Origin of the sequence: Mesorhizobium sp. WSM3862 (assembly GCF_002294985.1) — a bacterium.
Classification (GTDB): domain Bacteria; phylum Pseudomonadota; class Alphaproteobacteria; order Rhizobiales; family Rhizobiaceae; genus Mesorhizobium.
Map to the genome: position 1 here is coordinate 65,006 of NZ_NSGE01000002.1, position 26,757 is coordinate 91,762.

At 59.7% G+C, this 26,757-nt stretch carries 22 protein-coding genes, 1 pseudogene and 1 riboswitch; of the genes and pseudogenes, 12 read left to right on the top strand and 11 right to left on the bottom strand.

What is annotated here, in order from left to right:
• Nucleotides 1-132 precede the first annotated feature (132 nt).
• A complete protein-coding gene (locus CK224_RS30580) occupies nt 133-372 on the top strand; it encodes a DUF6499 domain-containing protein (protein WP_141245775.1) in 240 nt (79 codons plus the stop codon).
• Nucleotides 373-424: 52 nt separating this feature from the next.
• Entirely contained in the window at nt 425-943 is a 519-nt protein-coding gene (locus CK224_RS04720) for a DUF2285 domain-containing protein (RefSeq protein WP_176477853.1), read from the top strand.
• 106 nt (nt 944-1,049) lie between these two features.
• On the opposite strand, the pseudogene CK224_RS31800 reads toward CK224_RS04720, so the two are convergent.
• Nucleotides 1,050-1,345, bottom strand: a pseudogene (locus CK224_RS31800) (aldehyde dehydrogenase family protein); the annotation flags it as partial.
• 769 nt (nt 1,346-2,114) lie between these two features.
• Here CK224_RS31800 and CK224_RS32270 point away from each other — a divergent pair.
• From CK224_RS32270 to CK224_RS04760, 5 genes are all read left to right on the top strand, one after another.
• Entirely contained in the window at nt 2,115-2,813 is a 699-nt protein-coding gene (locus CK224_RS32270) for an aminotransferase class III-fold pyridoxal phosphate-dependent enzyme (protein ID WP_095780955.1), read from the top strand.
• Nucleotides 2,768-3,469: an aminotransferase class III-fold pyridoxal phosphate-dependent enzyme gene (locus tag CK224_RS32275; RefSeq protein ID WP_280952252.1), complete on the top strand. Its 702-nt coding sequence runs from the start codon at nt 2,768-2,770 to the stop codon at nt 3,467-3,469. Before CK224_RS32270 ends, CK224_RS32275 begins: the two co-directional genes overlap by 46 nt.
• A 1,461-nt stretch (nt 3,470-4,930) precedes the next feature.
• Nucleotides 4,931-6,268, top strand: a complete 1,338-nt coding sequence (glyA, locus tag CK224_RS04750) for a serine hydroxymethyltransferase (protein ID WP_095780959.1) — start codon at nt 4,931-4,933, stop codon at nt 6,266-6,268.
• Between the two features lie 53 nt (nt 6,269-6,321).
• On the top strand, nt 6,322-7,497 hold the full coding sequence (gene metK, locus CK224_RS04755; RefSeq protein ID WP_095780960.1) for a methionine adenosyltransferase: 1,176 nt from the start codon (nt 6,322-6,324) through the stop codon (nt 7,495-7,497).
• A gap of 97 nt (nt 7,498-7,594) precedes the next feature.
• Nucleotides 7,595-8,587 carry an adenosine kinase gene (locus CK224_RS04760; protein WP_095780961.1) on the top strand — a complete coding sequence of 331 codons (993 nt, stop codon included), beginning with the start codon at nt 7,595-7,597 and terminating at the stop codon, nt 8,585-8,587.
• A 1,215-nt stretch (nt 8,588-9,802) separates the two neighbouring features.
• Here CK224_RS04760 and CK224_RS04770 read toward each other — a convergent pair.
• Nucleotides 9,803-10,267, bottom strand: coding sequence for a MucR family transcriptional regulator (locus tag CK224_RS04770; protein ID WP_095780962.1), 465 nt, complete (start codon nt 10,265-10,267; stop codon nt 9,803-9,805).
• Nucleotides 10,268-10,513: 246 nt separating this feature from the next.
• Between CK224_RS04770 and CK224_RS04775 the strand changes: the two genes are divergently transcribed.
• Nucleotides 10,514-10,816 (top strand): DUF982 domain-containing protein, encoded by a 303-nt coding sequence (locus CK224_RS04775; RefSeq protein ID WP_095780963.1) that lies wholly within the window; start codon nt 10,514-10,516, stop codon nt 10,814-10,816.
• Nucleotides 10,817-11,087: 271 nt separating this feature from the next.
• Nucleotides 11,088-11,336: a DUF982 domain-containing protein gene (locus CK224_RS04785; RefSeq protein ID WP_095780965.1), complete on the top strand. Its 249-nt coding sequence runs from the start codon at nt 11,088-11,090 to the stop codon at nt 11,334-11,336.
• A gap of 701 nt (nt 11,337-12,037) precedes the next feature.
• Here the strand turns inward: CK224_RS04785 and metE are convergent.
• From metE to CK224_RS04835, 9 genes are all read right to left on the bottom strand, one after another.
• Nucleotides 12,038-14,392 carry a 5-methyltetrahydropteroyltriglutamate--homocysteine S-methyltransferase gene (metE, locus tag CK224_RS04790; protein ID WP_095780966.1) on the bottom strand — a complete coding sequence of 785 codons (2,355 nt, stop codon included), beginning with the start codon at nt 14,390-14,392 and terminating at the stop codon, nt 12,038-12,040.
• A gap of 89 nt (nt 14,393-14,481) precedes the next feature.
• Nucleotides 14,482-14,682: riboswitch (cobalamin riboswitch) on the bottom strand.
• A 796-nt stretch (nt 14,683-15,478) separates the two neighbouring features.
• Nucleotides 15,479-16,252, bottom strand: a complete 774-nt coding sequence (locus CK224_RS04795) for an HAD-IIA family hydrolase (RefSeq protein WP_095780967.1) — start codon at nt 16,250-16,252, stop codon at nt 15,479-15,481.
• A gap of 503 nt (nt 16,253-16,755) precedes the next feature.
• A complete protein-coding gene (locus CK224_RS04800) occupies nt 16,756-18,213 on the bottom strand; it encodes an NAD-dependent succinate-semialdehyde dehydrogenase (protein ID WP_245425793.1) in 1,458 nt (485 codons plus the stop codon).
• Nucleotides 18,214-18,536: 323 nt separating this feature from the next.
• Entirely contained in the window at nt 18,537-19,769 is a 1,233-nt protein-coding gene (locus tag CK224_RS04805; protein ID WP_095780969.1) for a cytochrome P450, read from the bottom strand.
• Between the two features lie 95 nt (nt 19,770-19,864).
• A complete protein-coding gene (locus CK224_RS04810; protein ID WP_095780970.1) occupies nt 19,865-20,557 on the bottom strand; it encodes an OmpW family protein in 693 nt (230 codons plus the stop codon).
• Between the two features lie 1,392 nt (nt 20,558-21,949).
• Nucleotides 21,950-22,906 (bottom strand): ImmA/IrrE family metallo-endopeptidase, encoded by a 957-nt coding sequence (locus tag CK224_RS04820; RefSeq protein WP_095780972.1) that lies wholly within the window; start codon nt 22,904-22,906, stop codon nt 21,950-21,952.
• A complete protein-coding gene (locus CK224_RS04825) occupies nt 22,903-23,430 on the bottom strand; it encodes a helix-turn-helix transcriptional regulator (RefSeq protein WP_095780973.1) in 528 nt (175 codons plus the stop codon). Before CK224_RS04825 ends, CK224_RS04820 begins: the two co-directional genes overlap by 4 nt.
• A gap of 15 nt (nt 23,431-23,445) precedes the next feature.
• Nucleotides 23,446-24,093, bottom strand: coding sequence for a hypothetical protein (locus CK224_RS04830; protein ID WP_095776616.1), 648 nt, complete (start codon nt 24,091-24,093; stop codon nt 23,446-23,448).
• The gene (locus CK224_RS04835; RefSeq protein WP_010913797.1) at nt 24,090-24,296 is read right to left on the bottom strand and encodes a ribbon-helix-helix protein, CopG family; all 207 of its coding nucleotides are present in this window, start codon (nt 24,294-24,296) and stop codon (nt 24,090-24,092) included. Before CK224_RS04835 ends, CK224_RS04830 begins: the two co-directional genes overlap by 4 nt.
• A gap of 148 nt (nt 24,297-24,444) precedes the next feature.
• On the opposite strand from CK224_RS04835, the gene CK224_RS04840 reads away from it, so the two are divergent.
• The 3 genes from CK224_RS04840 to CK224_RS04850 are packed head-to-tail and all read left to right on the top strand — an operon-like array spanning nt 24,445 to nt 26,664.
• Nucleotides 24,445-25,101, top strand: coding sequence for a multiubiquitin domain-containing protein (locus CK224_RS04840; RefSeq protein ID WP_245425732.1), 657 nt, complete (start codon nt 24,445-24,447; stop codon nt 25,099-25,101).
• Nucleotides 25,076-26,263, top strand: coding sequence for a ThiF family adenylyltransferase (locus CK224_RS04845; protein ID WP_095780975.1), 1,188 nt, complete (start codon nt 25,076-25,078; stop codon nt 26,261-26,263). The genes CK224_RS04840 and CK224_RS04845 overlap by 26 nt, the downstream gene beginning before the upstream one ends.
• The gene (locus CK224_RS04850) at nt 26,263-26,664 is read left to right on the top strand and encodes a DUF6527 family protein (protein WP_245425734.1); all 402 of its coding nucleotides are present in this window, start codon (nt 26,263-26,265) and stop codon (nt 26,662-26,664) included. The genes CK224_RS04845 and CK224_RS04850 overlap by 1 nt, the downstream gene beginning before the upstream one ends.
• Nucleotides 26,665-26,757: the final 93 nt, after the last annotated feature.

Below are 26,757 nucleotides of genomic sequence, written 5' to 3' on the forward strand. Positions count from 1 at the left end.
CGCTAATGTGCACGCCTCATGCCCTCGGCAGTGCCAATGTGACACGCTTCGACGAAATGCCGCCAACGACCTCTGGTGCCTTCGCCGTTGCCTTGCCAGTCCATCCGTGGGCGCGGGCAGGGGAGCACGGCCGTGCGTACAGTTCTCGTGACAGGCGCGGACGAGGCTGATTGGCGCCATGAAAGGTCATATGACTACACCACTGGTCTGACGCCGCGCGAATGGGCATGGGAGTTCTTACGCCGCAATCCAGCATTCCAGCATGATGTGACCGCTGCAAGCCAGCAAGCCAGTATTTTGGCCTACCGCACCTTTCGTGACGTGGTCGCGTCGGCCGGTGACCTGTCACGCTGGGGTGTCCTGTTTCGCTGACGCTTATGGGCGAAATTCGCTCGTATTCTGGTCTCCGATCTGGTGCGTCCATGTGCTGCCGGTCATCGCAGAACAGCTGTCAGCATCGTGGACGACATTGCCGTTCGATCTCTCGGCATTGCCATGTCGTGCGACGGTGCTGCTGTCGCCCGACAAAAGCCAGCATGTTCTTCTTCGCCATACGGAGGAGCATACGCTCCAGCTCGCCGTCTCTGGCGCGGACATATTGCACCCTGTTTGCCTCCGTACCGAGGCGATCTGGCCGGCAATGCTTTCGAAGCCCCGCCTGAGGGCCCTCGAGTGCCTCAATGCTCTTTGTCTGGGTCAACACCTGCCCGCCCGCTTGTTTCCGCCGGAAAAACGCGGTCCCCGTTTGACATTCGTTCTTCGTGCGCTCGACGGTTCACTTGCTGGAGCGTCACATCGCGAGCTCGCCGAAGCGCTGGTTGGTCAACGGCGCGTCCATGCCGACTGGAGGGATCCTCGCAATCATCTGCGCGACCGCATTCGCCGCGCAGTCACTCGCGGTCGCGGACTCATGAATGGAGGGTACAGAGATTTCCTTCTTTAAAAGTGACAGTCGGCCCTGTGCATCAGCCGGCGAATCGTTCGGAGCTAAAACCTGTCACCACCGATTGGCCTGGTCCACATGGCGGCCAACGGCCTTCGCGGGGGCGGGTGAGTATCGCGGCAAGATCATCGGCGTGGTCAATGATCCACAAAACGTCGCTGCGTTCTCGGGCGATCAGCGCAGCCCATCTAGGCTGCGCCGTGTAGGCCTTGTCGATCGCAGCGCGTGTCTCCTCCACACCATGTCGGGAAGCACCGCCAAGACTTCACCGCTCGACGGATTGAGGACCTCGAATGTCCGCTCGCTAGCCGGCGTGCCGGGTGCTGGCAGGCGATCGATGGCGCCAAACAGGTCAGGGGACTTCGGGTGGCGGAATTTCCAAAAGCTCGGCTTGAAGACCAGGAGACGACTTCCATGTTCTTGTATCCGGCCGTGTCCGACTGACGACGCCTTAGGTTCCAAACCCGACACAACTGACTCGCTGGCATTCCGCCCGGGTGGCACGAATGCGTGGTTTTTTCCCTTTGATCGCGCTCCTCGGTGGCACTTCAATTGCATGGTGACAGTTAACGGCCGGGCCCAGACGAGTTGTTCCTCTCCATCAACTAGCTGCGCGCGGAACGTGACGGTATGCAAACTCAGGGAGTAGCTGATGCGAGTAGTCATCGTATAGATCCATGAGCACACCGGCATGGTTCAATCGTTCGGACAGCCGCCCCCGGAGGTCGACCACCGCGGCGAGGTCGAAAGCATGACGACAGTACTGCGAGAGGGCGGCCACCAGACCCCACGGTGCGACACCGATCAAGAGCTGCTCGCTTCGCTCCTGTGGTTTATACCGCCCATCCGTGTGCCCGGCCCCTCGGGAATCGCCTTCAACATGCGTACGGTAGTCAGGGCGAGAAGCGGTCTCACCCACGTTCCCGCCAATGTTCAGGGCGCCCCGGCATGGGTGGCACTCGACAAGGTCATTGCCAAGAGGCTAGCCGCGGCGCCGCGTGTCCACGCCAAAGTTCGCTTGATCGTCGCGGACGGAGAGTGCCCGCGAGCAGCGATTCCGAAGCGAAATGATGGTGTAAGCCTGCTATCAGAACTCGCTGTCCGCGCCAAAACGGCATCGAAGTTTCGCAGCGCATCGCCATCTCGACAAAGGTAAGTCAAGGAGTTCGACATGCAGCGCATTTTAGGGCTAGGCCACAACCGGGGAGAGGTCGTTGGGCCAAAATCTCGCGAGGAATTTGAACGAGCGCTAAAGATCACGCCGGGCGGCAGCATGCGTGCTGCACAGTTCTTCGCTCCCCACCCGCCCTATGCTGTGTCAGGAGCGGGCTGCTGGATCACCGACGCGGACGGCAGCAAGGTTTTCGACTGCGCAAACAACTCCTTCTCGCTCGTTCACGGCCATGCCTTTCCGCCGGTGATCGAGGCGCTGCGCAAGGTTCTGGACGACGGTACCGCATACGGGCTTCCGACCACAAGCGAGACCAGGCTTGCGGAAGCAATCACGACGCGTTCGCCGCAGCTTGAGCAGGTCCGCTTTACGAACTCGGGCACCGAGGCTGTCATGTTCGCTATCAAGGCCGCTCGCGCTATTACAGGGCGCCCGATGATTGCCAAGTTCGAGGGCGCATATCATGGCGCCTATGACTATGTGGAAGTGAGCCTTGATTCTGCGCCAAACAACGGGGCGATTCGTCGCCTAACAGTGTGCTCTATGCCAGTGGAACTCCCGCCTCCACCGCCGCGGATGTCATTGTCCTTCCTTACAACGAGCCCAAGTCGTGCAGAGAGCTCATCCGTGCACACCATGAGCGCCTCGCCGCGATCCTTCTCGATCCAGTTGCTTCCCGCGTGGGCATGGTTCCGATAGAGGCGGATTTGCGGGAGGTCATCCAGGATTGCTGCAACCGTTACGGCATCCTGCTTGTGGTTGATGAGGTCGTTTCTTACCGCGTCGGTTTCCGTGGCGCACATGACATCTTCGGCTTGGAGCCGGATCTGGTCGCTTTGGGCAAGATCATCGGCGGAGGTTTACCCGTTGGAGCCGTAGCAGGGCCTGCGTCGTACATGGCGGTCTTCGATCACACCAGGGGCAAGCCAGCCGTGTCCCATGGCGGCACGTTCAGCGCAAACCCGCTCAGCATGACAGCTGGGCTGGCGGCATTGCAATCATACACAAAGGATGCCGTGGCCCGTCTTAACCAGATGGGCGAAACGCTTCGCAGAGAAATCATCGAGCAACTCAGAAGGCGCGAAGTCCCCGCGCAGGTTACCGGCGCGAGCTCCCTCTTTCGGCTCCACCTGAAGACTGAAGTGATCCGAAACTACCGGGCCTCGTTCCCGAGTGCGTTGCAGAAGGCGGCGCTCGCAAAGGTGCACCTGGCAATGCTGGAACGGAGTTTTCTAATGACGACGAATTGCTCTGGCGCCCTCTCGACCCCGATGAGCGAGACCGATGTCCGAGATTTAGCCGCGGCGCTCGTGGATGCCACTCATGAAACTTGGAAACAATCTCCTTGGGACTGATCGAGCAACGGCGGAAAGCTCAGTCGCGGCAGCGCTTGCGTCGGCGGCTTCGCCGTCTGCTCCGTCACCGCAGCGTGAGCAAGTTCCGAACCACCGGGGCGCGACAATGCGCAGCTGCAAGCTCAAGCGTGGCTCCGTTGAAGGCCGAAATACCAGGAGGTCAGTGCTGAAGCTCAGCAACGGGATTTCCGAGCATGGCTCGACAGGAAGGAGTTCGAAACCGAGCTACTTTTCCTTGCCACCACCTGCACCGCGCTTGCTCACGAATGGGCTCATAGGAACGTGCCGAACCGCGCACGGGCTTCCATTGCAGGTCAGGGGCATGTTGGCTAGCGATATCATTGCGGCGACGCCGCGGCTTTCGGCTCGTCGATGGTGGGTTATGCCGTCTCGCGCGTTCAGGAGCCGGGATCTCAGGCGAAGCGGCCCTCTTGGCTGCCGCCGGTGTGATGGCTGCACGCCGGTTCACAATTCACCGGCAACACATCGATGGGAATACGGCTGGCAACGGAACCTTTAGGACATAGCGCGGACGCAGTTCTATGGATCTCTGCGGCTGGAGAGGTCGGAGTGGCGCTTGCCGCGGCATGCCAACCGCAGCCCATTTCTCACGCGCCTGTCAGACCTGTTTCGGCATTGGCCCCGCCGCCCGACGCAAACAGTGCCGCCACGGCGCAAGTCCGGGAGGTAGTCAGCGCGGTGAGATCGCTTCAGCGTCGAATATCTCTGGGGCGAGTCTCGTGCACCATGCAGCTTAGCGGCGCCGCCCCCGGGGGAAAGGTGGCGCCGATCGCCTCCCTCTTGGCCAAGCGTTTCGCCAGCTAGACGACTTACAAGCACCGCGCCAATCTCGTTGCGTTCTTGTTTAGGCGTTGCAACAGATCCTTCAAAGAAATTCATGGAATCTTTGCGGCCGCAAATCCATGTCAGTGGTAGTGTCACCACAAATTTAGAGTTCAGTGGCGGCAGAACCTAGTGTCGTTTTTTATTGTCCGCCGCCGAACAGCATTTGCGAAGAGCGCGAAATGACAAAGCCAGCAGGACCAGGGTTCGATTGTTTTAGGCGTTGTTCTTACCAATGTTGAAGCTTGTCGATCGCCTAATGACAGCAGCACATCTTGATCGCCTTCGGATCCTGGGCCTTTGCGCGCATGCCGACCTGACTGTGTGCGAGCTAGCGGCGATTCTCGATCTTCGTCGCGAGCGCGTTGCACGACACGTCCGGAGGCTCACCAGAGCCGACTTTCTTTGCGGCAACGGACAACATCCTTGGTCCTCATATCATCTCAATGCAGGGGGCAAGGATGGGGGGTTGGTTCAATTCTTGGTCGATCTCCTCCCTCACGACGATGGGCATCATAAGCGGGACCTGGAGCGGCTCGAGGCGGTACAAGACGGGCGGTCCAAGGGGACCGCCTGCTTGCTCGGGAATAGATCCATCCAATTGGAGCGCGAATTGCCATGAGCAACTGCACCGAGGGTGCCATCGCGCAGCCCGACACTTTCGGACGGTCTTCCTTGGTCCACGTCGATTACCGCGTTCATGAACTGCTTCTAAGACAGGAGCGCCAGGAGCGGACAACTCTCAAACTTATCGCCTCCGAGAACTTTGCCTCTTCGGCGGTGTTGGAAGCGACCGGGTCGATTTTCACCAACAAGTATGCCGAGGGATACCCCGGCGCGCGCTACTACGCCGGAAACGAGATCGTCGATGAGCTTGAAAACGTCGCTATCGAGCGCCTGAAGGCGCTATTCGGCTGTGAACACGCCAACGTCCAGCCATATTCCGGCTCCCCGGCCAATCAGGCTGTCTACCGCGCGCTCTTGAATCAGGGAGACAAAGTAATGGGCTTGCCTTTACCCGAAGGCGGCCATCTGACGCACGGTTGGGCAGTCAACTTCTCCGGCACCGATTATCAGCGAGTCCCATACAGGCTGCACGAAAAGACGCAGCAAATTGACTATGACCAATTGCGCGAGACAGCTAGGCGGGAACGCCCGAAGCTAATTTGGGTCGGCGGAACCGCTTATCCACGTATTTTTGACTACTCGGCAATGGCCGAAATCGCTGCGGAGGCGAACGCCTATCTCGTGGCCGACATCGCCCACATCAGCGGCCTTATTGTCGCCGGAGCGCATCCGAATCCCGTGGCCCATTGCGACGTCGTCACCAGCACGTCTCATAAGTCGATCCGCGGGCCCCGTGGAGGCTTTATTCTGTCGAAGAATGAAGATCGCTATCAGGCGCTTTATCATCCGAACAGCCAACACAATCTGGCCAAACGCATAGACCGCGCCGTGTTCCCTTTCCTGCAAGGCGGACCGCATATGAATATCATCGCCGCGCTAGCTGTCGCTTTGCAGGAAGCCGCGACCCCCTCTTTCCGCACCTACGGTCACCAGATCGTCAAGAACGCCAAGGCTCTAGCAGAGGCGCTTCTGGACCGGGGTTATGACCTGGTCACCGGCGGGACTGACAATCACATGCTGATCCTTGACCTTCGGAACCGGCCGCTGTCAGGCAAAGCCTATGCCGATCGCCTGGCAAGGGCAGGCATCATTACGAACTTTAATATGGTGCCGGGTGACCGGCGGCATCCGGCGCTCACAAGCGGCATCCGCTTAGGGACGCCAGCGGTGACGTCCATGGGCATGCGCGAGACGGAGATGGTGCAGATCGCCGATTTCATCGACTCGGTCTGCCGCCAGCCCGATGACCAGGCTGTTCATGCGAGCGTACGAAGAGAGGTTGCCGACTTCTGCACTGCGTTCGACGTTCCCGGCATCACCGACCGATAAAGCCGCCCCAATCCACTCCCCACCTAACTCCAACACCTGAAGCGAGGGCAACCATGACCAGGCAGTTCGTGTTCTCTTCCGAATCCGTCGGCGCGGGACACCCCGATAAGATGGCAGATAATATCTCGGATGCCGTCCTCGATGCCATTCTCCGGACCGATCCGAAGGCGCGCGTCGCCTGTGAAACGTTGGTGAAGACAGGGATGGTCGTTCTGGCAGGCGAGATCACCACCCATGCCCAGATCGATTACAGCCAAGTCGCCCGCGATACGATCCTCGATATTGGCTACGACGACGATGCCATCGGCTTTGATGGTCGACGTTGCGCCGTCGTTCTGGCTCTCACGGAGCAGTCGCCCGACATCAGCCAGGGCGTTGACGAAGGACGAGGACAGGATCTGGAGCAGGGGGCGGGAGATCAGGGCCTCATGTTTGGATTCGCGTGCAATGAGACGGATACATTGATGCCCTTGCCGATCCAACTCGCTCACCGTTTGACCAAAAGACAGGCAGAGGTCCGGAAAACGGGGAAGCTTGGCTGGCTGCGTCCGGACGTTAAATCTCAAGTGTCGGTACGCTACGAGGGTCTCCGCCCGGTGGCGCTGGATACCATAGTCCTGTCGACGCAGCATGACGAGGCAGTCTCCCAAGAAACAGTCCGCGAAGGCGTCATTGAGGAGATCATTAAGCCGCTCTTGCCGCCCGACTTGGATACGACGGGGATCAGATTTCTGGTCAACCCAACAGGGCGATTCGTGGTCGGTGGGCCTGCAGGCGACTGCGGCCTCACTGGACGCAAAATCATCGTCGATTCCTACGGTGGAACGGGGCGTCACGGCGGCGGCGCCTTTTCGGGCAAAGACCCATCCAAGGTTGACCGCTCGGCCGCCTATGCGGCGCGGTACGTCGCAAAGAATATCGTTGCCAGCGGCCTTGCCGAGGTCTGCGAGGTTCAGCTTGCTTACGCGATCGGCGTGGCCAGTCCGGTTTCTGTCATGGTCAACACATTCGGAACCGCAAGGATTGAGGAAAAAAAGATCGAGCGCCTTATTCTTGAGCTTTTCGATCTCCGACCGAAAGGCATCATCAAGATGCTTGATCTCTTACGCCCGATATACCGCAAGACCGCGACATACGGGCACTTCGGCCGTGAAGAGCCTGAGTTCACCTGGGAAAAGACGGACAGAGCCGACGACTTGCTGCGTGAAGCAGGACCGGCAGCTGCGTGAGGGCCGGTCAAGCGAATGCGGCAATCCATTCCAACTCGCTATACCCGCGCGCGGCCGGCATGCCAGATAGCCGGGTGGGTTCTTGGCGGAGATTTTGATGCCGGAATATGACGTGCTTTGCATCGGCAATGCCATTGTCGACATCATCGCGCAATGCGACGAGGCTTTCCTCGAGACCAACGGCATCATTAAGGGCGCGATGAACCTCATCGACGCCAAGCGTGCCGAACTGCTTTACAGCCGCATGGGACCCGCGATCGAGGCTTCCGGCGGAAGCGCCGGCAACACCGCCGCCGGCGTCGCCAGCCTCGGCGGACGGGCCGCTTTCTTCGGCAAAGTGTCGAACGACGCGCTGGGCGAAATCTACACGCACGACATCCAGGCCCAGGGCGTGGCCTTCGATACCGGGCCACTCGAGGGCGAACCGCCGACGGCGCGCTCGATGATCTTCGTCACGCCCGACGGCGAGCGCTCGATGAACACCTATCTCGGCGCCTGCGTCGAGCTTGGCCCGGAGGATGTCGAGGCCGACAAGGCTGCCGCAGCCAAGGTGACCTATTTCGAGGGTTATCTGTGGGATCCGCCGCGCGCCAAGGAAGCGATCCGCCAGACGGCCAAGCTGGCGCACGCGGCGGGCCGCGAAGTGTCGATGACGCTGTCGGATTCCTTCTGCGTCGACCGCTATCGCGACGAATTCCTCGAGCTGATGCGTTCGGGCACCGTCGACATCGTCTTTGCCAACAGCCACGAGATCAAGTCGCTCTACCAGACCGCTTCCTTCGAGGAAGCGCTCGCCGCCATCCGCAAGGATTGCAGAATAGCCGCCGTCACCCGTTCCGAAAAAGGCTCGGTCATCGTGCGCGGCGACGAGACCGTCACCATCGAGGCGACGAAGATCAAGGAACTGGTCGACACGACCGGAGCCGGCGATCTCTATGCCGCCGGCTTCCTTTTCGGCTACACGAGCGGACGCAGCCTCAAGGATTGCGGCGACCTCGGCTCGCTGGCCGCGGGGCTGGTGATCCAGCAGATCGGCCCACGCCCGCGCCAGAATCTGCGCCGTGAGGCCGAGCAGGCGGGGTCGATCTAGCCGGGCTATTCAACGACGGGCGGCCCCGTCTCCCCTCCTGCGGACCGTGCGGGGCGATGCGCGTAAATCGAAATGTCGGATGCGCATCCGCGTGAGAAGCAGCTCCGGCATGCCACGATCGGAAAGGGTGATGGTGTCGCCCTCCAGTGCGAACCTTCTGCCATGCGATATGGGGAAGCGTTCCGATCAGCAGCTCGACCTATCGCATATCTTGCTCACCCGCCGTGGTCGACCTCGTGAGCCAACAGGTCGGCCGTGCGATACAGCGGGGAAGAGGCCGACTCCTGAATTGACATGAACGCATCGCCCGCCCGATTGAGATCATCCTGCCGGGAGCGCAGTGCGCTGTTTAAGACAGTTGGACGATGATGGGCAATCATAGGACCATCGTGAGCCACGCCAGCATCGCCATGACGATGACACGGTTTCTTTTGCGGAACGGTCTTCCGAGCCAAGCTACTTTCTGCGTTCGTCGACCGTAACCGCACCCGCTGTCGACGCCGACGTGATCTTGTTCAAGACCAGCAAGGGTTTTGGCTTTGTCAAATTGCCGGAGGGCATCGAGGCACATCCGGGTGCTGCGGGCGGCCGGGAGCCGCGGTGTTTCCGAGGGAAGGCGTCTCAAGTTCACGGCGGAAGAAAGTCCAAGAGGTCACCAGGTCTCGCAGGTGCTGGAGGTCTGTAATCAGACCGCGAAACTCAGCTACATACGCGTAGCGCTAGAGAGCCCGCCGCCGGACGAGTGCCCAATTGGAGAGCGAGGGCACGGTCAAGTGGTACAATCCGCAAAAAGGGCTTCGGCTTCCTTGCTCCTGAAACGGTGAGAAGGACATCTTCGTTCCTGCCACGTGCCAACCCGATCAGGGCTAAGCATGCTGATGAAGGGCAGAAGCTGTTTGTCCAATGGGCAGGGCAAGAAAGGCGGCCCGGAGGTTCGGAGCATCCGCCTCGCTTAGCGCCAATGCGTTGGTCCAAGACCGAAATCGCGGCTCAGACAAAGAAAAAGCCCGCTGCCGGGAGGAGGTGGCAGCGGGCTCGATTTCGAATGAGACACGGGAGGAGGTGCGCCCCATTCAGCATCGGCACCACATCTGGGAGGAGTAGATGGCCGACAACATGATCATATCGATAGCCGCGGATATTGCAATGCACAAATTGTATCTCGCAAGTGCGAAATCATGCCGCATCCGCTTAGTCGATCCTTGAAAAGTGCGGTCAGGCTGCGGCTTTCTTACGGGCGCGCTTGGCAGGGGCCGGCGCACCTGGTTCCTTCGGTTTGCGGCCCAGGCCCATGGTCTTGGCCAATGCCGAGCGCGCGGCAGCGTAGTTCGGTGCCACCATGGGATAGTCCGCCGGCAGCCCCCATTTGGCGCGATATTCGGCGGGGGTAAGGCCATAGTGTGTAGCCAGGTGACGTTTGAGCGACTTGAACTTCTTACCGTCCTCAAGGCTGACAATGTAGTCGGGTGTAACCGATTTTCTGATCGGTACGGCAGGGTTGAGAGGTTCCGACTTTTCTGGTGCGGCACCACCGGCACTGCCTTTCAATGCGATGTGGATCTGGCCGATAAGCCCAGGCAGTTCACCGACGGGAACCGGATTGTTCGAAACATAGGCTGAGACGACATGGGCGGTGAGTTCGATGAGGTTGTCAGCTTTCGTCTCAGTTTCTTCGGTCATGAAAAGCTCCTGCGGGCTTAGACTAGGCGGTGGAGAATCAATTCATAGCTTAATAGTGACGATGGCGTTTGATGGCAACCAAGCCATTGCACGATCTGTTGGCGGATCGCTACAGACCCGGCCGCAGTCGCAGGACATTCCTCTTCAACCGTCATCGTCCTGACAACACCGCTGTGCCATGGTTGGGCCGCGTCGATGCGGCGCCTCTTCACGCAAATTGGTTATTCGGATAGTTGGGAGAAACGAATGCACGCTAAGGCTTTCAGCAACCCCCTTTTCGTGAAGCGCGCAACGCACATCGTCCAAGAGATTGCCGGCCTTGCGGATGCGATCGATTTTCTCAATGAATGGCCGGAAGAACGCAGAGACGTGATCCACGAAGCCGCCCTGAGGGCATGCTACGATGCATACGATGGGCGCAAGCCGGTAAGCACGGCGCGCAATGCCTTTTTCGGCTTTGCGAAGCGGGTCGCCATATTGGAAGATCCAACCTCGGCGATGCAGTGGATTGCCGCCTGCAGATCGGGCAGTGGAAAAGTGCAGGTGTAGACTTCGACGATATGTTTGGGACTGGCAAGGCGCGTCAAACAGTGCACTATTGTCCAGGTTTCATGGCTAGACCACGCGAATGAGAAGCAGCTCCTCACCACCGACTGCAAAACCGCAGATCGCACGCAAGCTGACCATGGCCAGACGCGCCCCATGGCGATCGCTTGCCCGCCGATGGCCAGGTTCGGCGGCGCAGGTGCAGCGGTCGCGTTCGACTGAGTAAACAAATACGACCCGGGCAGTTTGCCGCAAGTGGCTGTGGAGGAGGGGGATGACCGGGTTGATCAGATTTGAGAGGCCAGTCGTTGTTCAGGTCAGCCGCCGCAGCTCAGAGCGTATCGTGTTCGACGTCAACGACGCGGCCGCTATCTTGCTGCGGGATCTGCATCATGAGACCGATAAACGCAGAATAGCGATGGACATCTGTCTGCAGGTGTTACGCGGTAAGACCCATGCGCCAGCCGCTCGACGAGCTTTCGTCGCAGCCGCGCTCGAAGCACGCATTCTACGCAACGATTGAGATTTATGACCCCGCTCATGAATTTCGCCCATTTGCGCATCGCTGCTTGGCACGGTTCGAACACCGCTGCCGGCATCGCCAGGAGCAAGCCAACCCGGCGCTTTCCGCGATGGCTTTCCTGGTCCGGCGCCGGACCTTCACCATCAAAACACAGGGGGTCCGCCAGCCAGCACCGGCCGCTCGGCTCGGCTGCGGCGGTCGTGGTTGGAGACAGAGGCAGACGGGCCATTGCGCGGGAGTTGGCCCGCTGCAGATGGCAGAGCGCGATGCCGCCTCAATAGTCTCCAGAAGTGCTGTTTGAACGTTCCCCAGCTTAGCGCTGCATCCGGTTTCCCGGAACACGCTCCGCGACGCCTCTCCCGATGGTCGCCGATGATCGGGAGTGGAGGTTTCGGCGATCAACATCGGAAAGATGATAGTGATACTGGATGATCCCAATCCGGAATAATCCGAAACTGGCTTGCGGTCAGCCGTCTCGTTTCTGGCCGGCTCATTTGAGGGCCCGCCTCCTTCGATCGCCACCAACGCCGACCTTTGGAACAGCTGACTTCGACGCTCCATAACAAAGGCCTCGGCCAGGCCAAGGTTGCCGAGGCGCTTCGTCACCGGCAGCTCGATTTCTTTGGGTGAGCCGGATAGACTCAACCTACTTCGCACGGGGTGCAGCGTCGCCGCTCATCCCCGGCGAGTGTCACCGAGCCCTACGCCGTCTGCGCTTTTTCCCGAATTGCGCGTGCCGCAGCCACCATGTTCACCAGGGCAGGGCGGACCTCCTCCCATCTGCGCGTTTTGAGGCCGCAGTCGGGATTCACCCACAGTTGGCGGTCCAACAATCGATCGCGCGCAAGCATAATGAGGTTGGAAATTTCGCCCACTTCCGGGACCCGCGGCGAGTGAATGTCATAGACGCCAGGACCGATATCGTTCGGATACTTGAAGGTTCGAAGCGTATCGAGCAGTTCCATCTGCGAGCGAGACGTTTCAATGGAGATCACATCGGCATCCATTGCGGCAATCGCGTCCACGATGTCGCCGAACTCAGAGTAGCACATATGGGTGTGGATCTGGGTCGCATCCTCGACGGCCGTTGAAGCCAGCCGGAAGCATTCGACGGCCCAGTCGAGATAGGCCTCCCAGTCGGCCTGGCGCAGCGGCAAGCCCTCGCGCAGTGCGGCTTCGTCGATCTGGATCATCTTGGCGCCGGCCTTTTCAAGGTCGCTCACTTCATCGCGAATGGCGAGCGCGACCTGGCGGCAGACGGCTGAGCGCGGAAGGTCGTCTCGGACGAAGGACCAGTTGAGGATCGTCACCGGGCCGGTAAGCATGCCCTTCACCGACTTCAGCGTTAGCGACTGGGCGTATCGCCACCAATGTAGTGTCATCGGATTTTGTCGCGACACATCTCCAATTATGATCGGGGGTCGCACAAAGCGCGAGCCATAGCTCTGCACCCACCCGTGTTGCGTGAAGGCGAAGCCGCAGAGCTGCTCGGCGAAATACTGCACCATATCGTTGCGCTCGAATTCGCCGTGGACCAGCACGTCGAGTCCGATCTCTTCTTGCCAGCGAACGGCGGCTTTTATCTCTTTCTTCAGGAACGCTTCATAGTCGATGTAACTCAGCTGGCCTTTGGCATGAGCTGCCCGCGCCTTGCGAATCTCGGCTGTTTGCGGGAAGGAGCCGATCGTCGTGGTGGGGAAGGAGGGCAAGCCAAACGCGTCGGCCTGAAGCTTGGAGCGGACGGCAAATGCGCTCTTCCGGCGCGTCATGCCGACCTTGATGCTGGCGAGCCTGCCTTCGACGAGCGGATCATGCACCTTCGCGGATGTCGCGCGAACGGCGGCAGCCTCAGCCGACGCCTCCAGTTCGGCGGCGACTGCGTCCCGGCCTTCGGTCAGGGCACGGGCGAGCACGACCAGCTCGTCGGTCTTTTGCGCTGCGAAGGCGAGCCACGACCTCACATCCGCATCGAGTGCCGTCTCCATGTCGAGGTCGATCGGCACATGCAGCATCGAGCAGGACGGGGCAATCTCCACCCGCTGCAGCGGCCAACCGGCGACAATCGGCTTGATACCGTCAAATATGGCAGGCAGGTTCGCGCGCCAGACGTTGCGGCCGTCGATCAGCCCGAGCGAGAGCACAAGCTCCTTCTGCGCGAGCCGGCCGACGGCCTCCAACTGCTCTGGAGCGCGCACGAGATCCACGTGCAGTCCCGCCACGGGCAGAGAAATTGCGGTCTCTGGATTGTCTCCCAGCGATCCGAAATAGGTAGCGACCATGATCTTCAACTCGGGTGCTGCTTTCGACAGCCGGGAGTAGGCGAATTGGAGCGCATCCCGTTCGTTGGGAATCAGATCGAGCACGAGCGCCGGCTCATCGATCTGCACCCAATCGGCTCCCGCGAGCTTTAGCCTCTGCAGGAGCTCCTCGTAGACGGGCAGCAGCCGTGGCAGGAGCGCGATAGGGTTGAAACCTTCCTCAGGTGACTTCGCCAACTTGAGAAAGGTAACCGGTCCAAGCAGGACCGGGCGAGTGTGGATGCCGAGCGCCTTGGCCTCGAGGAAATGATCGACCGGTTTCGCCGACGAGAGGGCAAAGCTCTGATCGTCCGTGAGTTCCGGCACAATGTAGTGGTAGTTGGTGTCGAACCATTTGGTCATTTCCATCGCGGCAAGGCCATGCCCATTGGCCGCATGCTCGTCACCGGCATGTCCACAATCCGCGGCCTGACCTTGGTTGCCGCGCGCCATAGCGAAATAGATATCGAGTGGGACCTCGCCGCCAGTCCAGGCGTATCGTGGCGGCACGGCGCCGACCATGGCGACGGTGTCGAGCACATGGTCATAAAGTGAGAAATCGTTGGACGGGATTTTCGACACGCCGCGATCGTGCTGCTCCCTCCAGCTAGCGGCACGCAGCGTCTTCGCCGTCGCGAGCAAGTCGGCAGCGGGAGATTTTCCGGACCAGTAGTTTTCAAGCGCGAATTTCAGTTCCCGCCGTCGACCGATACGCGGCACGCCGAGCGTTGCTACAGGAATTCGTTGAGAGACAGTCATGCCATACCCCGATGGTTGGGGCGGGGAACAAGGAACGCGCGAGTAGGCGGCACGAAGCCGAGCTACCGCGACCACCAGACACCCCGCCCGTGGACGTTGTTCGTCGTGGCAGGTCTCCTGGCTCGCGGGTCAAAGCCTCTGCCCGTCTTCCCGAGGCCGTTCGCCTCAGTGACATCAATGGGCTTGGCTCGCCGCTAACAGTTGCGGGGGCAGCGCCGGCATCGCACCGGCTTCCCTCTTAGCTCCGCTACGGCAGTGCCGCGCGGAGAACCATGACATGCGCACAATCACAGCCGCCTCGCTCCTTGTCAATACCATATAACGAGATGTTTATGTGATTATGCGAATACGCGTTGCTTTGATCGGTCTCTTTCGTCCAAAGCCGCATACGACGGTCGGGTCGGTCGAAAATCGCTGTCAGCGGGCCCCGTCGCGCTCGAACTGCGTCCACCGAAGTGCTTCAGGGTGTTTTCCGACTGGCCGGCCGTCAACGCAAGTGCCCATTCGCCTGCCAAAGATGGGGGTCATCGTCGGGTGCATTCACAGTTGGCCCGAAATCGAATTCGGTCATGTCCGGACCACCAGAGAAATGAAAGCGCGATGGCTTCCGTCTGATCGGCGCTCAGTATTGGAGGCGGTGCCCGCATGTTGGAACAGCGTGATCATCAGGTGGGGTCTTCTCGGGTCGGCGGCGTCGCAGTGCTCTTGCGCACAGGACTGTATCTGTCGTGCCAACTGGGAAAATCGTTTCGGAACAATGCAATCGCTCTGGAAGCGTTGTGTTACATCGCGGACATCGTCGAGGATCCGACAACGGGCGCACACGGTAATCACCGGATCAACTCCGGTGCGATCGCTGGAACGCGCAGAACTAAAGCAGTGAAGCTCACGAATGAACTTGCTCTTGCCCCACATGGGTGTACTTCGACTAAGTTGTCACGCTTATCACTTCTTTTCTGGATGCGGGCCGGCTGTTCCTCCCGATCATTGCCCAGGTTGACGGCGGCATGCGGAACGTAGAGGAGCGTTCGGTCTTCGTGTACGGGTGCGTTCGGGCCGGGAAGGCCGCACCCTTGCCGACATCGCCTATTGGTTCACTATGATCTGGCCCAGATCGGCAAGGCACTCGACCACGTAGTCCGGTCTGAATGGATACCGCTCTATGTCAGCCAGTTTGGTCACCCCAGTAAGCACAAGGGCAGTTCTCAGGCCCGATTCCAGCCCTGCGAGCACGTCGGTATCCATGCGGTCCCCGACCATGATGGTATCGACAGCTCGTACTCCCAGCCGGTCGAGCGCGCCGCGCATCATGAACGGGTTCGGCTTCCCGACGAAATAAGGCTGACGGCCGGTGGCCTTCTCGATTAGTGCTGCGACAGCCCCGCACGCCGGATGGGAGCCCCGCTCGGTCGGGCCAGTCGCATCCGGATTGGTGGCGAGAAAACGCGCGCCCTTCGCCACAAGCTCGGCGCCAGTTGCGATCTGCTCGTAATGGTACGAAATGGTATCTCCCAGGACCACGAATTCGGGGGCAAACTCCGTTATTCGGCAGCCTGCCTGCCGCAGGGCCTCGACCAGACCGTGGTCGCCGATGACATAGGCAGTTGATCCGTGCTTTTGCAGTGCCATGAACCGCGCGGTGGCGAGCGCTGATGTGTAGATGTGCTCTGGCTGCACGGCGAAGCCAACCGCTCTTAGACGCTCGGCATGATCTTCGGGCGTGAACCGCGAGTTATTGGTGAAGATCTGAAACGGCTCACCTCTGGCGACTAGCCCGGCGACATAGCCGACCGAGCCAGAAATCGGCTGGCCGCCCCGGACCAGGACCCCGTCCATGTCGAGCAGATGCGCTGTAATCATTGGATCAACCCTCAATGTCTTTCGTGGATGCACGGCCTGGGCACGTCTTGTGTCACTGAATCTTCTCCAGGCGAGAATGCCGGCGAATGTACCGATTCAGAGCGATGCGCGAAGGGCGCTCAGTTGGCCGTGCGGCAATAAGGAGGTTGCGGCGTAAACGTTTCGGTGGCGCCAATTCGCCGTGCGGACGCCCTGCACCGTCGGGTTGACTATATTCGCTGTCTCAGCGCACCTGATGGACAATCGCGTTCTTAGTTCCAGCAGACACTGGCCTGGCGACACGTGCCGCGCTTGGATAGGTGAGCAACCTACCGTCCGCTGGTGGCACCTTGCCTCGTCGCTTTAGAGGGGGTTCAACGTAGCTGGGCGTCTAGATGCATACTTAAGGCGCGCGCGCCGGGGGGGTACGGAAACGGCCCGACCATCCGCAACAGGGTTGCCAAGCGCCCGAATCATCCCTTGGGTTGAGTCTGCGCCGCCCGAGGTGTCCATCCAGATAGAGATCAGATGCCGCCCATGCAGAGGTATTTCATTTCGAGGTAGTCTTCGAGCCCGTGGCGGGAACCCTCCCGCCCGATGCCCGACTGCTTGATGCCGCCAAAGGGCGCCGCTTCCGAAGACATACGCCCCGTGTTGATGCCAACCATGCCGTATTCCAATGCCTCGGCAACGCGCCAGACACGCTTGAGGTTCGAGGCATAGAAATAGGCGGCGAGGCCGTAGATCGTGTCGTTGGCCTCACGCACAACCTGATCCGCACCTTCGAAGCGAATGATCGGCGCCAGCGGCCCGAAAGTCTCCTCTTGCGCAACAGCCATGATGCTGGAAATTTCGGTGAGGACTGTGGGTCTGAAGAAGGTGCCAACCCTGCCGATACGTTCGGCCCCGCATCGAATAATCCCACCCTTGGCAACGGCATCTGCGATGTGCGACTCGATCTTGGCCAAAGCATGCCTGTCGATGAGAGGTCCGATATCCACTCCGGCAGCGAAGCCGTCGCCAACCGACAAGTGCCGGACTTTCTCCACGAACTTCTCGACGAACTCGTCGTGAACTGTCGATTGGACGTAAAGACGGTTCGCTGAAACGCAAGTATGGCCGGCGTTGCGGAACTTCGCCTGGATTGCGCCGTCAACCGCAGCGTCAATGTCAGCGTCGTCGAACACAATGAAAGGGGCATTGCCGCCGAGCTCGAGGCTGACCTTCTTGATCTGGTCGGAGCACTGGCGCATGAGCAGCCGGCCAACCTCGGTCGAGCCCGTAAAGCTGATCTTTCGCACCTTGGGATTGGAGCAGAGTTCGCGTCCTACGGCGTCACCTTCGGACGCATAGACCAGGTTGATGACGCCCTCGGGAAAGCCGGCTTGATGCGCAAGGGCAAACATTGCACCTGCCACGAGCGGCGTCTGTTCAGCGGGTTTCAGCACGATCGCGCAGCCCGCCGCCAAGGCCGGCGAGATCTTGCGCGCCACCATCGACGCCGGGAAATTCCACGGCGTAATCGTGCCGACGACACCGATCGGCTGCTTGATCACCATCATGCGACGGTCAATCGATGGTGCGGGGATCGTCTCGCCATAGATGCGATTGGCTTCTTCGGCGTACCATTGCAGATACGCGGCCGCATGCGAAACCTCCGACTTGGCTTCGGCAAACGGCTTGCCCATCTCTGCAGTGAGTATCGCGGCAAGATCATCGGCCTGGTCAATGATCAGTTCATGCCATCGCCACAAAACGTCGCTGCGTTCTCGGGCGGTCAGCGCAGCCCATCTAGGCTGCGCCGTGTAGGCCTTGTCGATCGCAGCGCGTGCCTCCTCCACGCCCATATTGGGTAGTTCTGCCAGCACTTCGCCGCTCGATGGGTTGCGGACCTCGAATACCTGATCGCTAACCGGCGTGCCGAGCGCTGGCAGGCGATCTATGGCCTCAAACAGGTCAGGGGATTTCAAGTGACGGATCATCGGCAGGCACAGGGGCAATACCGGATTCCTCTCAAAAGCAGCGGAGTTGTAGGTCGGCAGGCCCCGGTTTGTACTCCGCACCTGCGGGTTCCTTATAGGGCCTCGACCATACGGCTGGTAGAGAATTCGGGTCGCTGCGTCCGATACCGGGAAAAGCCAGCTGGAGCGAAGTTTGGGGCAGGGCGTGTGCGACAACGTTTACCACCCGAGTTTCGGGATGACATCAGGTGCCGCGCCGAGCGCCTGCTTCTCAGGCAAGTCGCGGAACAACTGGTCGAGCCTTCCACTCAGAATCAGTCAATCCGGGGTGAATGCAGCACTCTCTAGGGCATGGAAGGGCGGAAGGTGACCGGCAGGCTCTGCGGGCAGCGAATGACGTAAGACGGCATGTACACAACGTCCTCCGCGGCGATTGTCAGCGCCAGATCCTCCAGCCGCCCAAACAGCGCGGGGAAGGCGCAGCCCAATTCCAGGCGCGCCAGCGCAGCGCCCAGGCACGAATGCGGCCCCTCGCCGAACGACAGGTGCGGGTTGTGCCGCCGGGTGACATCGAACCTGTCGGCGCCGGGACCGAAGGCCTTTTCGTCCCGGTTCGCCGCATGTAACGCCATCAGCACGGCGTCGCCGCGGCGCACCATGCATCCGTCGATCTCCACGTCCTGGGTGGCATAGCGGAACGGCAGATTGGCCGCTGAGCTGCCCCAGCGCAGAATCTCCTCGATCGCCTGTGACCACGGAACTTGGCCGCTGCGCACCAGGTGCAGTTGCTGCGGATGCGTCAGCAATGCCAGCATGCCATTGCCGATGACGCCGGTGACAGTCACGAAGCCTGCAGAGAGCACCATGAACAGCATGTCGATGAGCTCGGTGTCGGAAACGAGCTCACCATTGTCGCGAGCGACGATCAGCGCCGAAGCCAGATCGTCGCCGAGCTGGCGCCGCTTGAGCGCGATCAGACGACGAAAGAACTCCGGGATGCGCTGCCGCGTCTGTCGCACCTCTTCGGCTGTGGCGGAGGTGTTGGCCAGGCTGTAGGTGAGCGCGACGATCTCTTCACGCTGTTCGTCCGGCAAACCGAACAGTTCGGCGATCACGTTGGTGGGCAGCGGAACGGCGAACTCCCACATCAGATCGGCACTGCCGCCGCGCTGCGCCATCTCGGCCAGGAGGTGATCGACGCGTTGTTCGATCCGTGGCGCCAGCAAGGCGATACGACTGGGCGCGAAGCTGCTGGACAGCAGGCCGCGCAAGCGCCGGTGATCGGCGCCGTGCGCCGTGGCCATGTTGTCCACTTTGCACATCCCGATCAGCGGATGATCCTCGGGAATCTCGCCGTCCTGCAGCGCCCGCCACTGTCGCCAGTCCTTGTTGAAACGCTGGTCGGAAAGCATCCGCCTGAGCGTCTGGTGACGGCCTGCCGCCCAGGTCACCACACCGCCAGGCAGCGACACCCGCGCCACCCCCCTCTGCTGCAGAATCGCAGAAGACAGATCATCAAGTTGCGTGGGAGCGGCCGGCACACCGATCACGTCGCAATGATCGTTTTCTACGCGCATGCCAACAACTCCCTTAAGACCCATCGCGGTCCCACTTCTCGGCACGGATGATCCGGCCGCGGACTTGGAAAATGCCTCTTCAGGGTGCTTCGCCCTTAGAAGCGGTAGGTGAGACCTGCACCTACCAGCCAGGGATCGAGCCTAGCCTTGCCTGTGAGCTTAGCGCCGGCGACAGTGACGTCGAAGTCGGGCTTAAGGAAAAGCTTCTTCACGTCGAAGTTGACGCCCCAGTGCTGGTCCACCATGTAGTCGAATCCGACCTGCAGCGCGGCGCCGAATGTGTTCTTGACCTTGAGATCATCGGCGCTGCCGGCTTGCTGATGATAGAAGATCGTGAAGTTCACACCGGCGCCGACATAGGGCTTGAAGGCGCCGAAATCGGTAAAATGATACTGCAATGTGAGCGTTGGCGGCAGCAGCCAAACCTTGCCGATCTTGCCCAGCCCGCCGATCGAACCTTGGCCATCGATGTTGGCATAGGTGGTGCCGAGTATGAGTTCGGCGGCGATGTTGTCGGTGAAGAAATACGATATATCGAGTTCCGGCGTCACGCTGTTCGAATAGGAAAGACCGGAGCCGGGCACTGCGTTGACGTAGCCCGAATCCTCGGTGATCACCCCCAACGCGCGCATGCGGATCTGCCAGGGGCTTGGCGCTTCCGCGACCGGGGCTCCTACCTTCGGAACGCTCGCGGCTTGATGAATATCTGCCGCGCCGGCCGGTCCCGCAACGATGAGGACGACAGCCGCTGTTACTGCCCGCGCCACGCCAATTCGCGCTCTCGCCATACTCTTCTCTCCTTGATCTTCAGAAGCGACGCACTGCGCCTTGATTGAATCCTGCTCGCATCAATCGAGATTGACGGAGCGCTCATGCGGGATAGCCTTCGCATATGTCGTGCCAAATGAGAAAATCATTGCGAAACAATGCGATCGCTCTGAAAGCGCTGTGTCTCATGTCCGACTTCGTCGAAGATCCGACAACGAGTGCAGACGCAGCCACCGTCGGGTTGGCAAATGCAATCCCGAGTCGCCCCGGTTCTGGGACGGGAACGGGCTGTACGTTTCAAACCCTCGGAGATTTCGCACGGCGTCAGCCTATGTTCACGATGCCGTCGCAGACCGGGACCGTGGACACAACGGGGAGTGGCTTGCCCGCGTACCTACCCTGACTGGCAATTCGCCGCATGACGGCTCTGCACTTCGGGCGGAGAACCTGTCCCACCTTGGTGAAGATGCGCTGTTTCGATTGCAGCGTCGCTGACGAGACCGCCGTGGCACAGAAGAAGCGATCGCGGACAAGAGCTGGCGGCACCCATGTCCGGAGTCGAGAGACGCATCGGTGGGACGGACAGACCCAGATATTTCGCATCGGCCGCTCGTTTTTTTAAGCCGATCTGCCAGGGTTTCGTCTGGTCGCCTGACAGCGTTTTAATCCGTCGGACCGCATCGCGCAGCTGGTCTGCTCCGGCGGCGAGGCGCTTCTCCCCAAGCGAGGAAAACCCGCTTTGCATCGAAGGCAGCGATGTTTTACGGACATTTGCCAGGATCCGCCGTTTTCAAAGGCACGGCAGGGTAGGTCCTCGCGGTTTGTCCTGATCGACTCGACCGTGTGGCCGCTGATGGGCCGCTAGCTGCAGCGCGTTCAGGCCTTCCGACAAGCAAAATATCTGCTACCGACATCGCCACCGGCCTGTCAGAGCTTTGAAGCACCTCAGTCCCACAGGGCGCGCCAGCCGAGCGGGGCGAGCAAGAAGCCAAAGGCGATCACCGAGCCAACGGAAGGCGGGATTTGAACGCCTATGTTCTTCAGCCGGCGGCATCCATCGCCGGCGAGAGCGTAGACTTTGCGCCAAGACCTTCGCTGCGTCTTGTGGAGGTCTGTGCATCGTGAAACCAGGCTCGTGCGCTGCAGCTGCATCGGCGCAATTTTCCGAAGCAGCCCATTGCCACGCGCGAAGTCACCCATCCGAGGAGAAGCTGGCGGACTGGCGGAACGTCGCAGAACCGCCTCGCCGAGACGGAGAATACCTCTCGACAGTTCGTCCGCTTCAAAAGAGCGCGACGATCGACTGAGCGGCTGGAATGCGGGGCATTGCTGTCCGGCAGCCGCGGGCCGCAAGCGGCCGCCTTTGTGCTGTCATCGGGCACTTGAAATAACCGTCTGTTGGTAACCTGTAATCAGGCTACCCTGTAGCCGACGGGGGAAATGCGTTGGTGCTTCTTCTTGTAGATGCAGTAAGTGAGCAAATCATAAGTATTTGAGAAGCTGTGCAACCAGAATATGTGAGGTTCGCCGTTCGCATCATAAAAGATGCTTTCGCCTTCGCCTACCGGACCCCGCTTGCGGTTCGTTGCGTGATCGCAGATCGCGGAATAGGCGACTTCGGTCGTGATACCCGGAAAGTGCTCAGCTAGCGCTTTCGATCTCGGGAAATAGGCCACATTGTCGTTCCCCGCCTTCTCGCAGATATCTCTGTGATAGGGATGCCGGCTGACAACGCCGAAGGCAGGAAATTCCGGATTGCGTTCGCAAACCATTTGCCAAAGCGTTGTCGTAAGGGTGTTCCCGTAGCGCTTGCGAAGCTGCTCGATGCTCTTCCATTCAAACGAGCAGTCCAGCGCTTCGGGACGAAATCTTCCTCCGAGGAACAAGAGATGGCGCCCCCCGTAATTGGCTTCCGCCTCCATTGCCTGATGGAATGTCGGGTTCAGCGTGGACTCATTGTCGCCCAGAAGCAGGGAGCGATGCCAAGGAAGAAGGTCATGTGTAATCTCATGTGCGATGAGGAAGCGTCGCTTCAGCTCGGCTACGTCATCATCGATGAAGATTCGCTTGTCGCCTTCCTTCAGCATCAGGATACCACGAAGGCCATACTGCTGGACCACATCGACCATGCGCTTGGCCGTGCTGGTGATCTCGTTGCCAGCGAGTCGCGCCCGGTGGGCGATCTCATCCAGTAAGCTCAGGTTCGCTTTGCTATAATAGGTAAGGTCAAGCTTTTGCAGCGCGCGCACCTGCTCGAGCCGTAATGGGGGCTCTGGATTGCCGAGATCACGGAGCAGACGTGATATGTGCTCATGGATATCTCGGCGCTCAAAGTCCCCGATTATCGGCTCAATCGCGGACATGGTCATCCATTCTTCTTATCGATTGACGCCAGTACCTTGACGAAATCGTTGAGGTCGCGCCTTTCAGCCTGGCTTAGCTTCGATAGGTCGTCCGAACTCGCGGCAAAACGATGCGCCGCTTCGGTGAGATTGTCGTTCTGCGCAGACGATGCCGCGGTCAGCTGTTCTACAGCACGTGCTGAAACCCCAATGAACTCGGCTAGCTGATGAACGGTACGCGGGCCTGGAACATAGCAGGGATCCTTCTCCACCTTCTCCAATTCCGCCGCATCAACACGAATTTTGGCAGCCAACTGCGCAATGCTCAATCCGTGCTTGCGTCGAAGCTGATGCACCAACTTAAAAAGCACAACAGATTTCTGTTCGGAGGCAGCCGAAGGCTGCCCCGCAGTTGCTTGATGACGAGACTTCTCCTGCATAAGACGTCCAAGCGGAGCTGCATCGCGCAGCGGGAGTCCCGCGTCGCAATCGACATCTGGATCATGTTCGATATGGCTGCGCAGCCAATCGGCAGTGAAATGTAATTTCATGGTCGACTCCTCTTGCTAGTGTTGCACGGATAGGAAAGTCGCAGCATCCCTGCTGGAAAGCTCGAAGTATCTCAGACCTTTATGCACTCCTTCGCTATCCGCTCCAAGATCCGTCATTCCGATCGCATCTCGGTAGAAAACTTCTGCGCCAGGAAGTGAATGCAGACCGATACGGCCACCAAACTCTTCTTCCAGGCTCAAGCTGACGGCCGTGCCAACGAGCACACGCCCCGCACCCTTGTAAATCGGCTCAGCAACCAGCTTTGGTCGATTCCATGGAGCCGTCGCCAGAAACTCCACGTAGATCAGCGGCACTCGCTGATGCTCGGGGTGGCGACTGAAGCAGTCTTGGCCCCCTTTGCGCGTCATCATGATGGCTTGTGTGCTGCCACCACATTCGAGCACGAAGAAATCGAACAGGAATGGATCGTCCAGCGCAACCAGCGCCTTCTTGCCCCATTCCCAATGGGCATCTTCGGCATTGACCTCCGCTAAAGTCTGAAGAGAGGCCTTGGCTTCCCTGCGACGCAACTCAAAAAGCGGCCGCCAGCGTCCCTCGATATGCGCGAGATTCGTGCTGTCCAGGCCATGATACAGATCTGCATCTTCGAACCGGCCTGTTGCGCGATTTAAGAGAAAGACGCGATCGATCAGCTCTTTCATAGAACCATCAGCTCTACTTTTTCTGACTTATCCGCGCTTTCGACAAATACCTTTTCGCCACGCGCCAGTCGATCGTCAACTGATTTGTAGAGCCGCAGCGCCTGGCGAACGAGCGCGGTTTTGGACAGCCCTTTTTCTTCACACATGGTTTCAAGGACGCTCATTTCCGCGTCCGACAAGTTGAGCGTCATCGTGCGCTTCATAGGCGCCTCCCTAACCGGCATTGTTTATGTAGCTATAAAGTCCATAATTGTCAACCAAAAAATGATGATAAAATAGCTACTCGATAGCTAGACATTGGCTAAAAATTGCATATATGTTTTGTGCAGAATGAGAGACAAGGAGGCTTCGATGCCTGACGTGACGAACTTTACATACAAGCTGGACGGTCGTGTGGTGGCTACCAATGACGCCATTATTTCTGGTCGCGAGGTCCGCGCCCTCGGTGGGCTTGACCCGGCCAGCGACTATATTCTCATCCAGATAGCGGACAGGACATCGCGTTCGATCGGCCTTGAGGAAGCGATCGACCTGCGGGAGATGCCCCACTCTGAGTTCCTTTCATTCGAAGGCGACAGGACCTTTTCTTTCACCGTCAACGAGCGTGGCTGGGAGTGGGGATCGGCGACAATCTCCGCGGCTGACATCTACCGCTACGCCAGCATCGATGAGGATCTCGAGCTGATTCTGGACAGCGCCGGCGATACGGTCATTCCCGCTGACGGCGCGGTGACTCTTGGCGGACAGGGCGTCGAGCGCATCCGCAGCCACGAGGCGAAAACGGTGGTTATCAAGGTCAACGGTCGATCGCGCACGGTACCAAGGAGAAAGCACAGCTATCGCGAGATTGCACTGCTGGCCTACCCCGACGCCAACTTTGAGAAGTTCAAGTACACGATCACGTACCTCAAAGGTGTCCATGGCGCGGAAGGTGATCTGGTGGAGGGCGAGAAAATCGAAGTCAAGAACGGGATGGTCTTCAATGTCCGCCGATCTGATAAGTCGTGATCCGCATCTGAAGCGGCTGCGGGACGAGGGGTTTGAGCTCGAGATGCGCGAGCTCGTCCTTCTCGTTCACAGCGTCCCCTACGTGAAGCGCGACATGTCGCTTGGCCGCGGCACGCTTGTCTGCACGCTCTCGCTGGATACCCAAGGCCTGACCTCGACTCCACAGACAGACCACACCATGTGGTTCACCGGAGAGACGCCCTGCCATCGCGATGGCACGCCGATGACCAATATCATCCACAACAGCAACGAGGCGACTGTCGGATCCGACATCAAGGTCCACCACTATCTCTCATCGAAGCCAGAAGGTACTGGCCAGTATGCCAGCATTTACGACAAGGTTGTCACCTACGAATCTCACCTCGGCGCCGCTGCGCGGTCGCACGACAAGACCGCGAACGCGCGCACAGGCGTCACGTTAGCCAGTGCGGAGGACGATAGCCCGTTCGCAATCCCCGATTCTGCGTCAGCCCGCTACGGAATCGTCGTCGCCAATCGCAAGCTCAGAGGCCGCATCGCGATCATCGGCCTCGGCGGCACAGGTGCCTATCTGCTCGATCTCGCCGCCAAGACCCGCGTTGCCGAAATCCACATCTACGATGACGACCAACTTCTCAACCACAATCTTTTCCGCTCGCCTGGTGCTCCCGAACTGGCGCTGGCGAAGAATTTTCCTCGCAAGGTAGATTATTACGCAACGCTTTACGCGCGCATGCACAAGGGCGTGAAGCCGCACGCCACCAGGGTCAAGGCTGACAACATTGACGAATTTGCAGGTTATGACTTCGTCTTCGTCTGTGTTGACAAGGGATCGTCGCGGCGCGTGATTGCCGAAGGGCTGGTTCGCCTGGGCATCCCATTCGTCGACACTGGCATTGGTCTTGGGCTCGACGACAACACGCTAGACGGTTGCGCACGGGCGACTTTCATTGCCCCCGGCACGCCGTGGGCGGCGGTGGCGACCCATCTGTCGTTCGGTGACGACGATGAAGAGGCCAATGTGTACGGAACCGAGATCCAAACCGCCGAGCTCAATTCGTTGAACGCGATCATGGCGATCATGCGCTGGAAGCGCTGGCTGACCTTCTATCGTGATGAGCGCAAAGAAAGGAACGCGACATACATGATCGAGGGCAACAACATCACGAACCGGGAGGCATGATGGCTCGGGTGGATTGTCTTACAACGGTCTTTGTCGAAGATATTCCCGAACAGCTGGAAGACGGGGTTCTTTACGTGTCGCGCCAATGCCACGTTGCCCTCCACAATTGCGCCTGTGGCTGTGGCGAGGAGGTTTCGACACCGCTCGTTCCAACCGAATATGACCTTGTCATGGAGGACGAGGGCGCCTCGATCTGGCCGTCGATCGGCAACCACGACTTCCCTTGTGGCTCGCACTACATCATCAAACGTGGCCGAATCCATTGGGCCGGCAAGATGGCTCGCCAGCAGATCGAAGCCGGCCGCGCCTATGACCGCCTTCTCAAACGCGGCGCCCAGCCAAAGGGGCTCAGGGCCATCCTCGCATGGTTCAAGCGACTGTGGATCAAGTTGATCGGCTAATCAGCGTGCGGCCGACGGCATAGCGTTTGCAGCCACAGATCAGGTTGGCGACGCCTTCGGAAAGCCGGCCTCCCCGCGAGCGCAACTATTGCG

Excerpts from the sequence above, each read along its gene's own strand:
- CK224_RS32270 (WP_095780955.1), top strand. The coding sequence starts at position 2,115 with ATGCAGCGCATTTTAGGGCTAGGCCACAACCGGGGAGAGGTCGTTGGG.
- glyA (WP_095780959.1), top strand. The coding sequence starts at position 4,931 with ATGAGCAACTGCACCGAGGGTGCCATCGCGCAGCCCGACACTTTCGGA.
- metK (WP_095780960.1), top strand. The coding sequence starts at position 6,322 with ATGACCAGGCAGTTCGTGTTCTCTTCCGAATCCGTCGGCGCGGGACAC.
- CK224_RS04760 (WP_095780961.1), top strand. The coding sequence starts at position 7,595 with ATGCCGGAATATGACGTGCTTTGCATCGGCAATGCCATTGTCGACATC.
- CK224_RS04770 (WP_095780962.1), bottom strand. The coding sequence starts at position 10,267 with ATGACCGAAGAAACTGAGACGAAAGCTGACAACCTCATCGAACTCACC.
- CK224_RS04775 (WP_095780963.1), top strand. The coding sequence starts at position 10,514 with ATGCACGCTAAGGCTTTCAGCAACCCCCTTTTCGTGAAGCGCGCAACG.
- CK224_RS04785 (WP_095780965.1), top strand. The coding sequence starts at position 11,088 with ATGACCGGGTTGATCAGATTTGAGAGGCCAGTCGTTGTTCAGGTCAGC.
- metE (WP_095780966.1), bottom strand. The coding sequence starts at position 14,392 with ATGACTGTCTCTCAACGAATTCCTGTAGCAACGCTCGGCGTGCCGCGT.
- CK224_RS04795 (WP_095780967.1), bottom strand. The coding sequence starts at position 16,252 with ATGATTACAGCGCATCTGCTCGACATGGACGGGGTCCTGGTCCGGGGC.
- CK224_RS04800 (WP_245425793.1), bottom strand. The coding sequence starts at position 18,213 with ATGATCCGTCACTTGAAATCCCCTGACCTGTTTGAGGCCATAGATCGC.
- CK224_RS04805 (WP_095780969.1), bottom strand. The coding sequence starts at position 19,769 with ATGCGCGTAGAAAACGATCATTGCGACGTGATCGGTGTGCCGGCCGCT.
- CK224_RS04810 (WP_095780970.1), bottom strand. The coding sequence starts at position 20,557 with ATGGCGAGAGCGCGAATTGGCGTGGCGCGGGCAGTAACAGCGGCTGTC.
- CK224_RS04820 (WP_095780972.1), bottom strand. The coding sequence starts at position 22,906 with ATGACCATGTCCGCGATTGAGCCGATAATCGGGGACTTTGAGCGCCGA.
- CK224_RS04825 (WP_095780973.1), bottom strand. The coding sequence starts at position 23,430 with ATGAAATTACATTTCACTGCCGATTGGCTGCGCAGCCATATCGAACAT.
- CK224_RS04830 (WP_095776616.1), bottom strand. The coding sequence starts at position 24,093 with ATGAAAGAGCTGATCGATCGCGTCTTTCTCTTAAATCGCGCAACAGGC.
- CK224_RS04835 (WP_010913797.1), bottom strand. The coding sequence starts at position 24,296 with ATGAAGCGCACGATGACGCTCAACTTGTCGGACGCGGAAATGAGCGTC.
- CK224_RS04840 (WP_245425732.1), top strand. The coding sequence starts at position 24,445 with ATGCCTGACGTGACGAACTTTACATACAAGCTGGACGGTCGTGTGGTG.
- CK224_RS04845 (WP_095780975.1), top strand. The coding sequence starts at position 25,076 with ATGTCCGCCGATCTGATAAGTCGTGATCCGCATCTGAAGCGGCTGCGG.
- CK224_RS04850 (WP_245425734.1), top strand. The coding sequence starts at position 26,263 with ATGGCTCGGGTGGATTGTCTTACAACGGTCTTTGTCGAAGATATTCCC.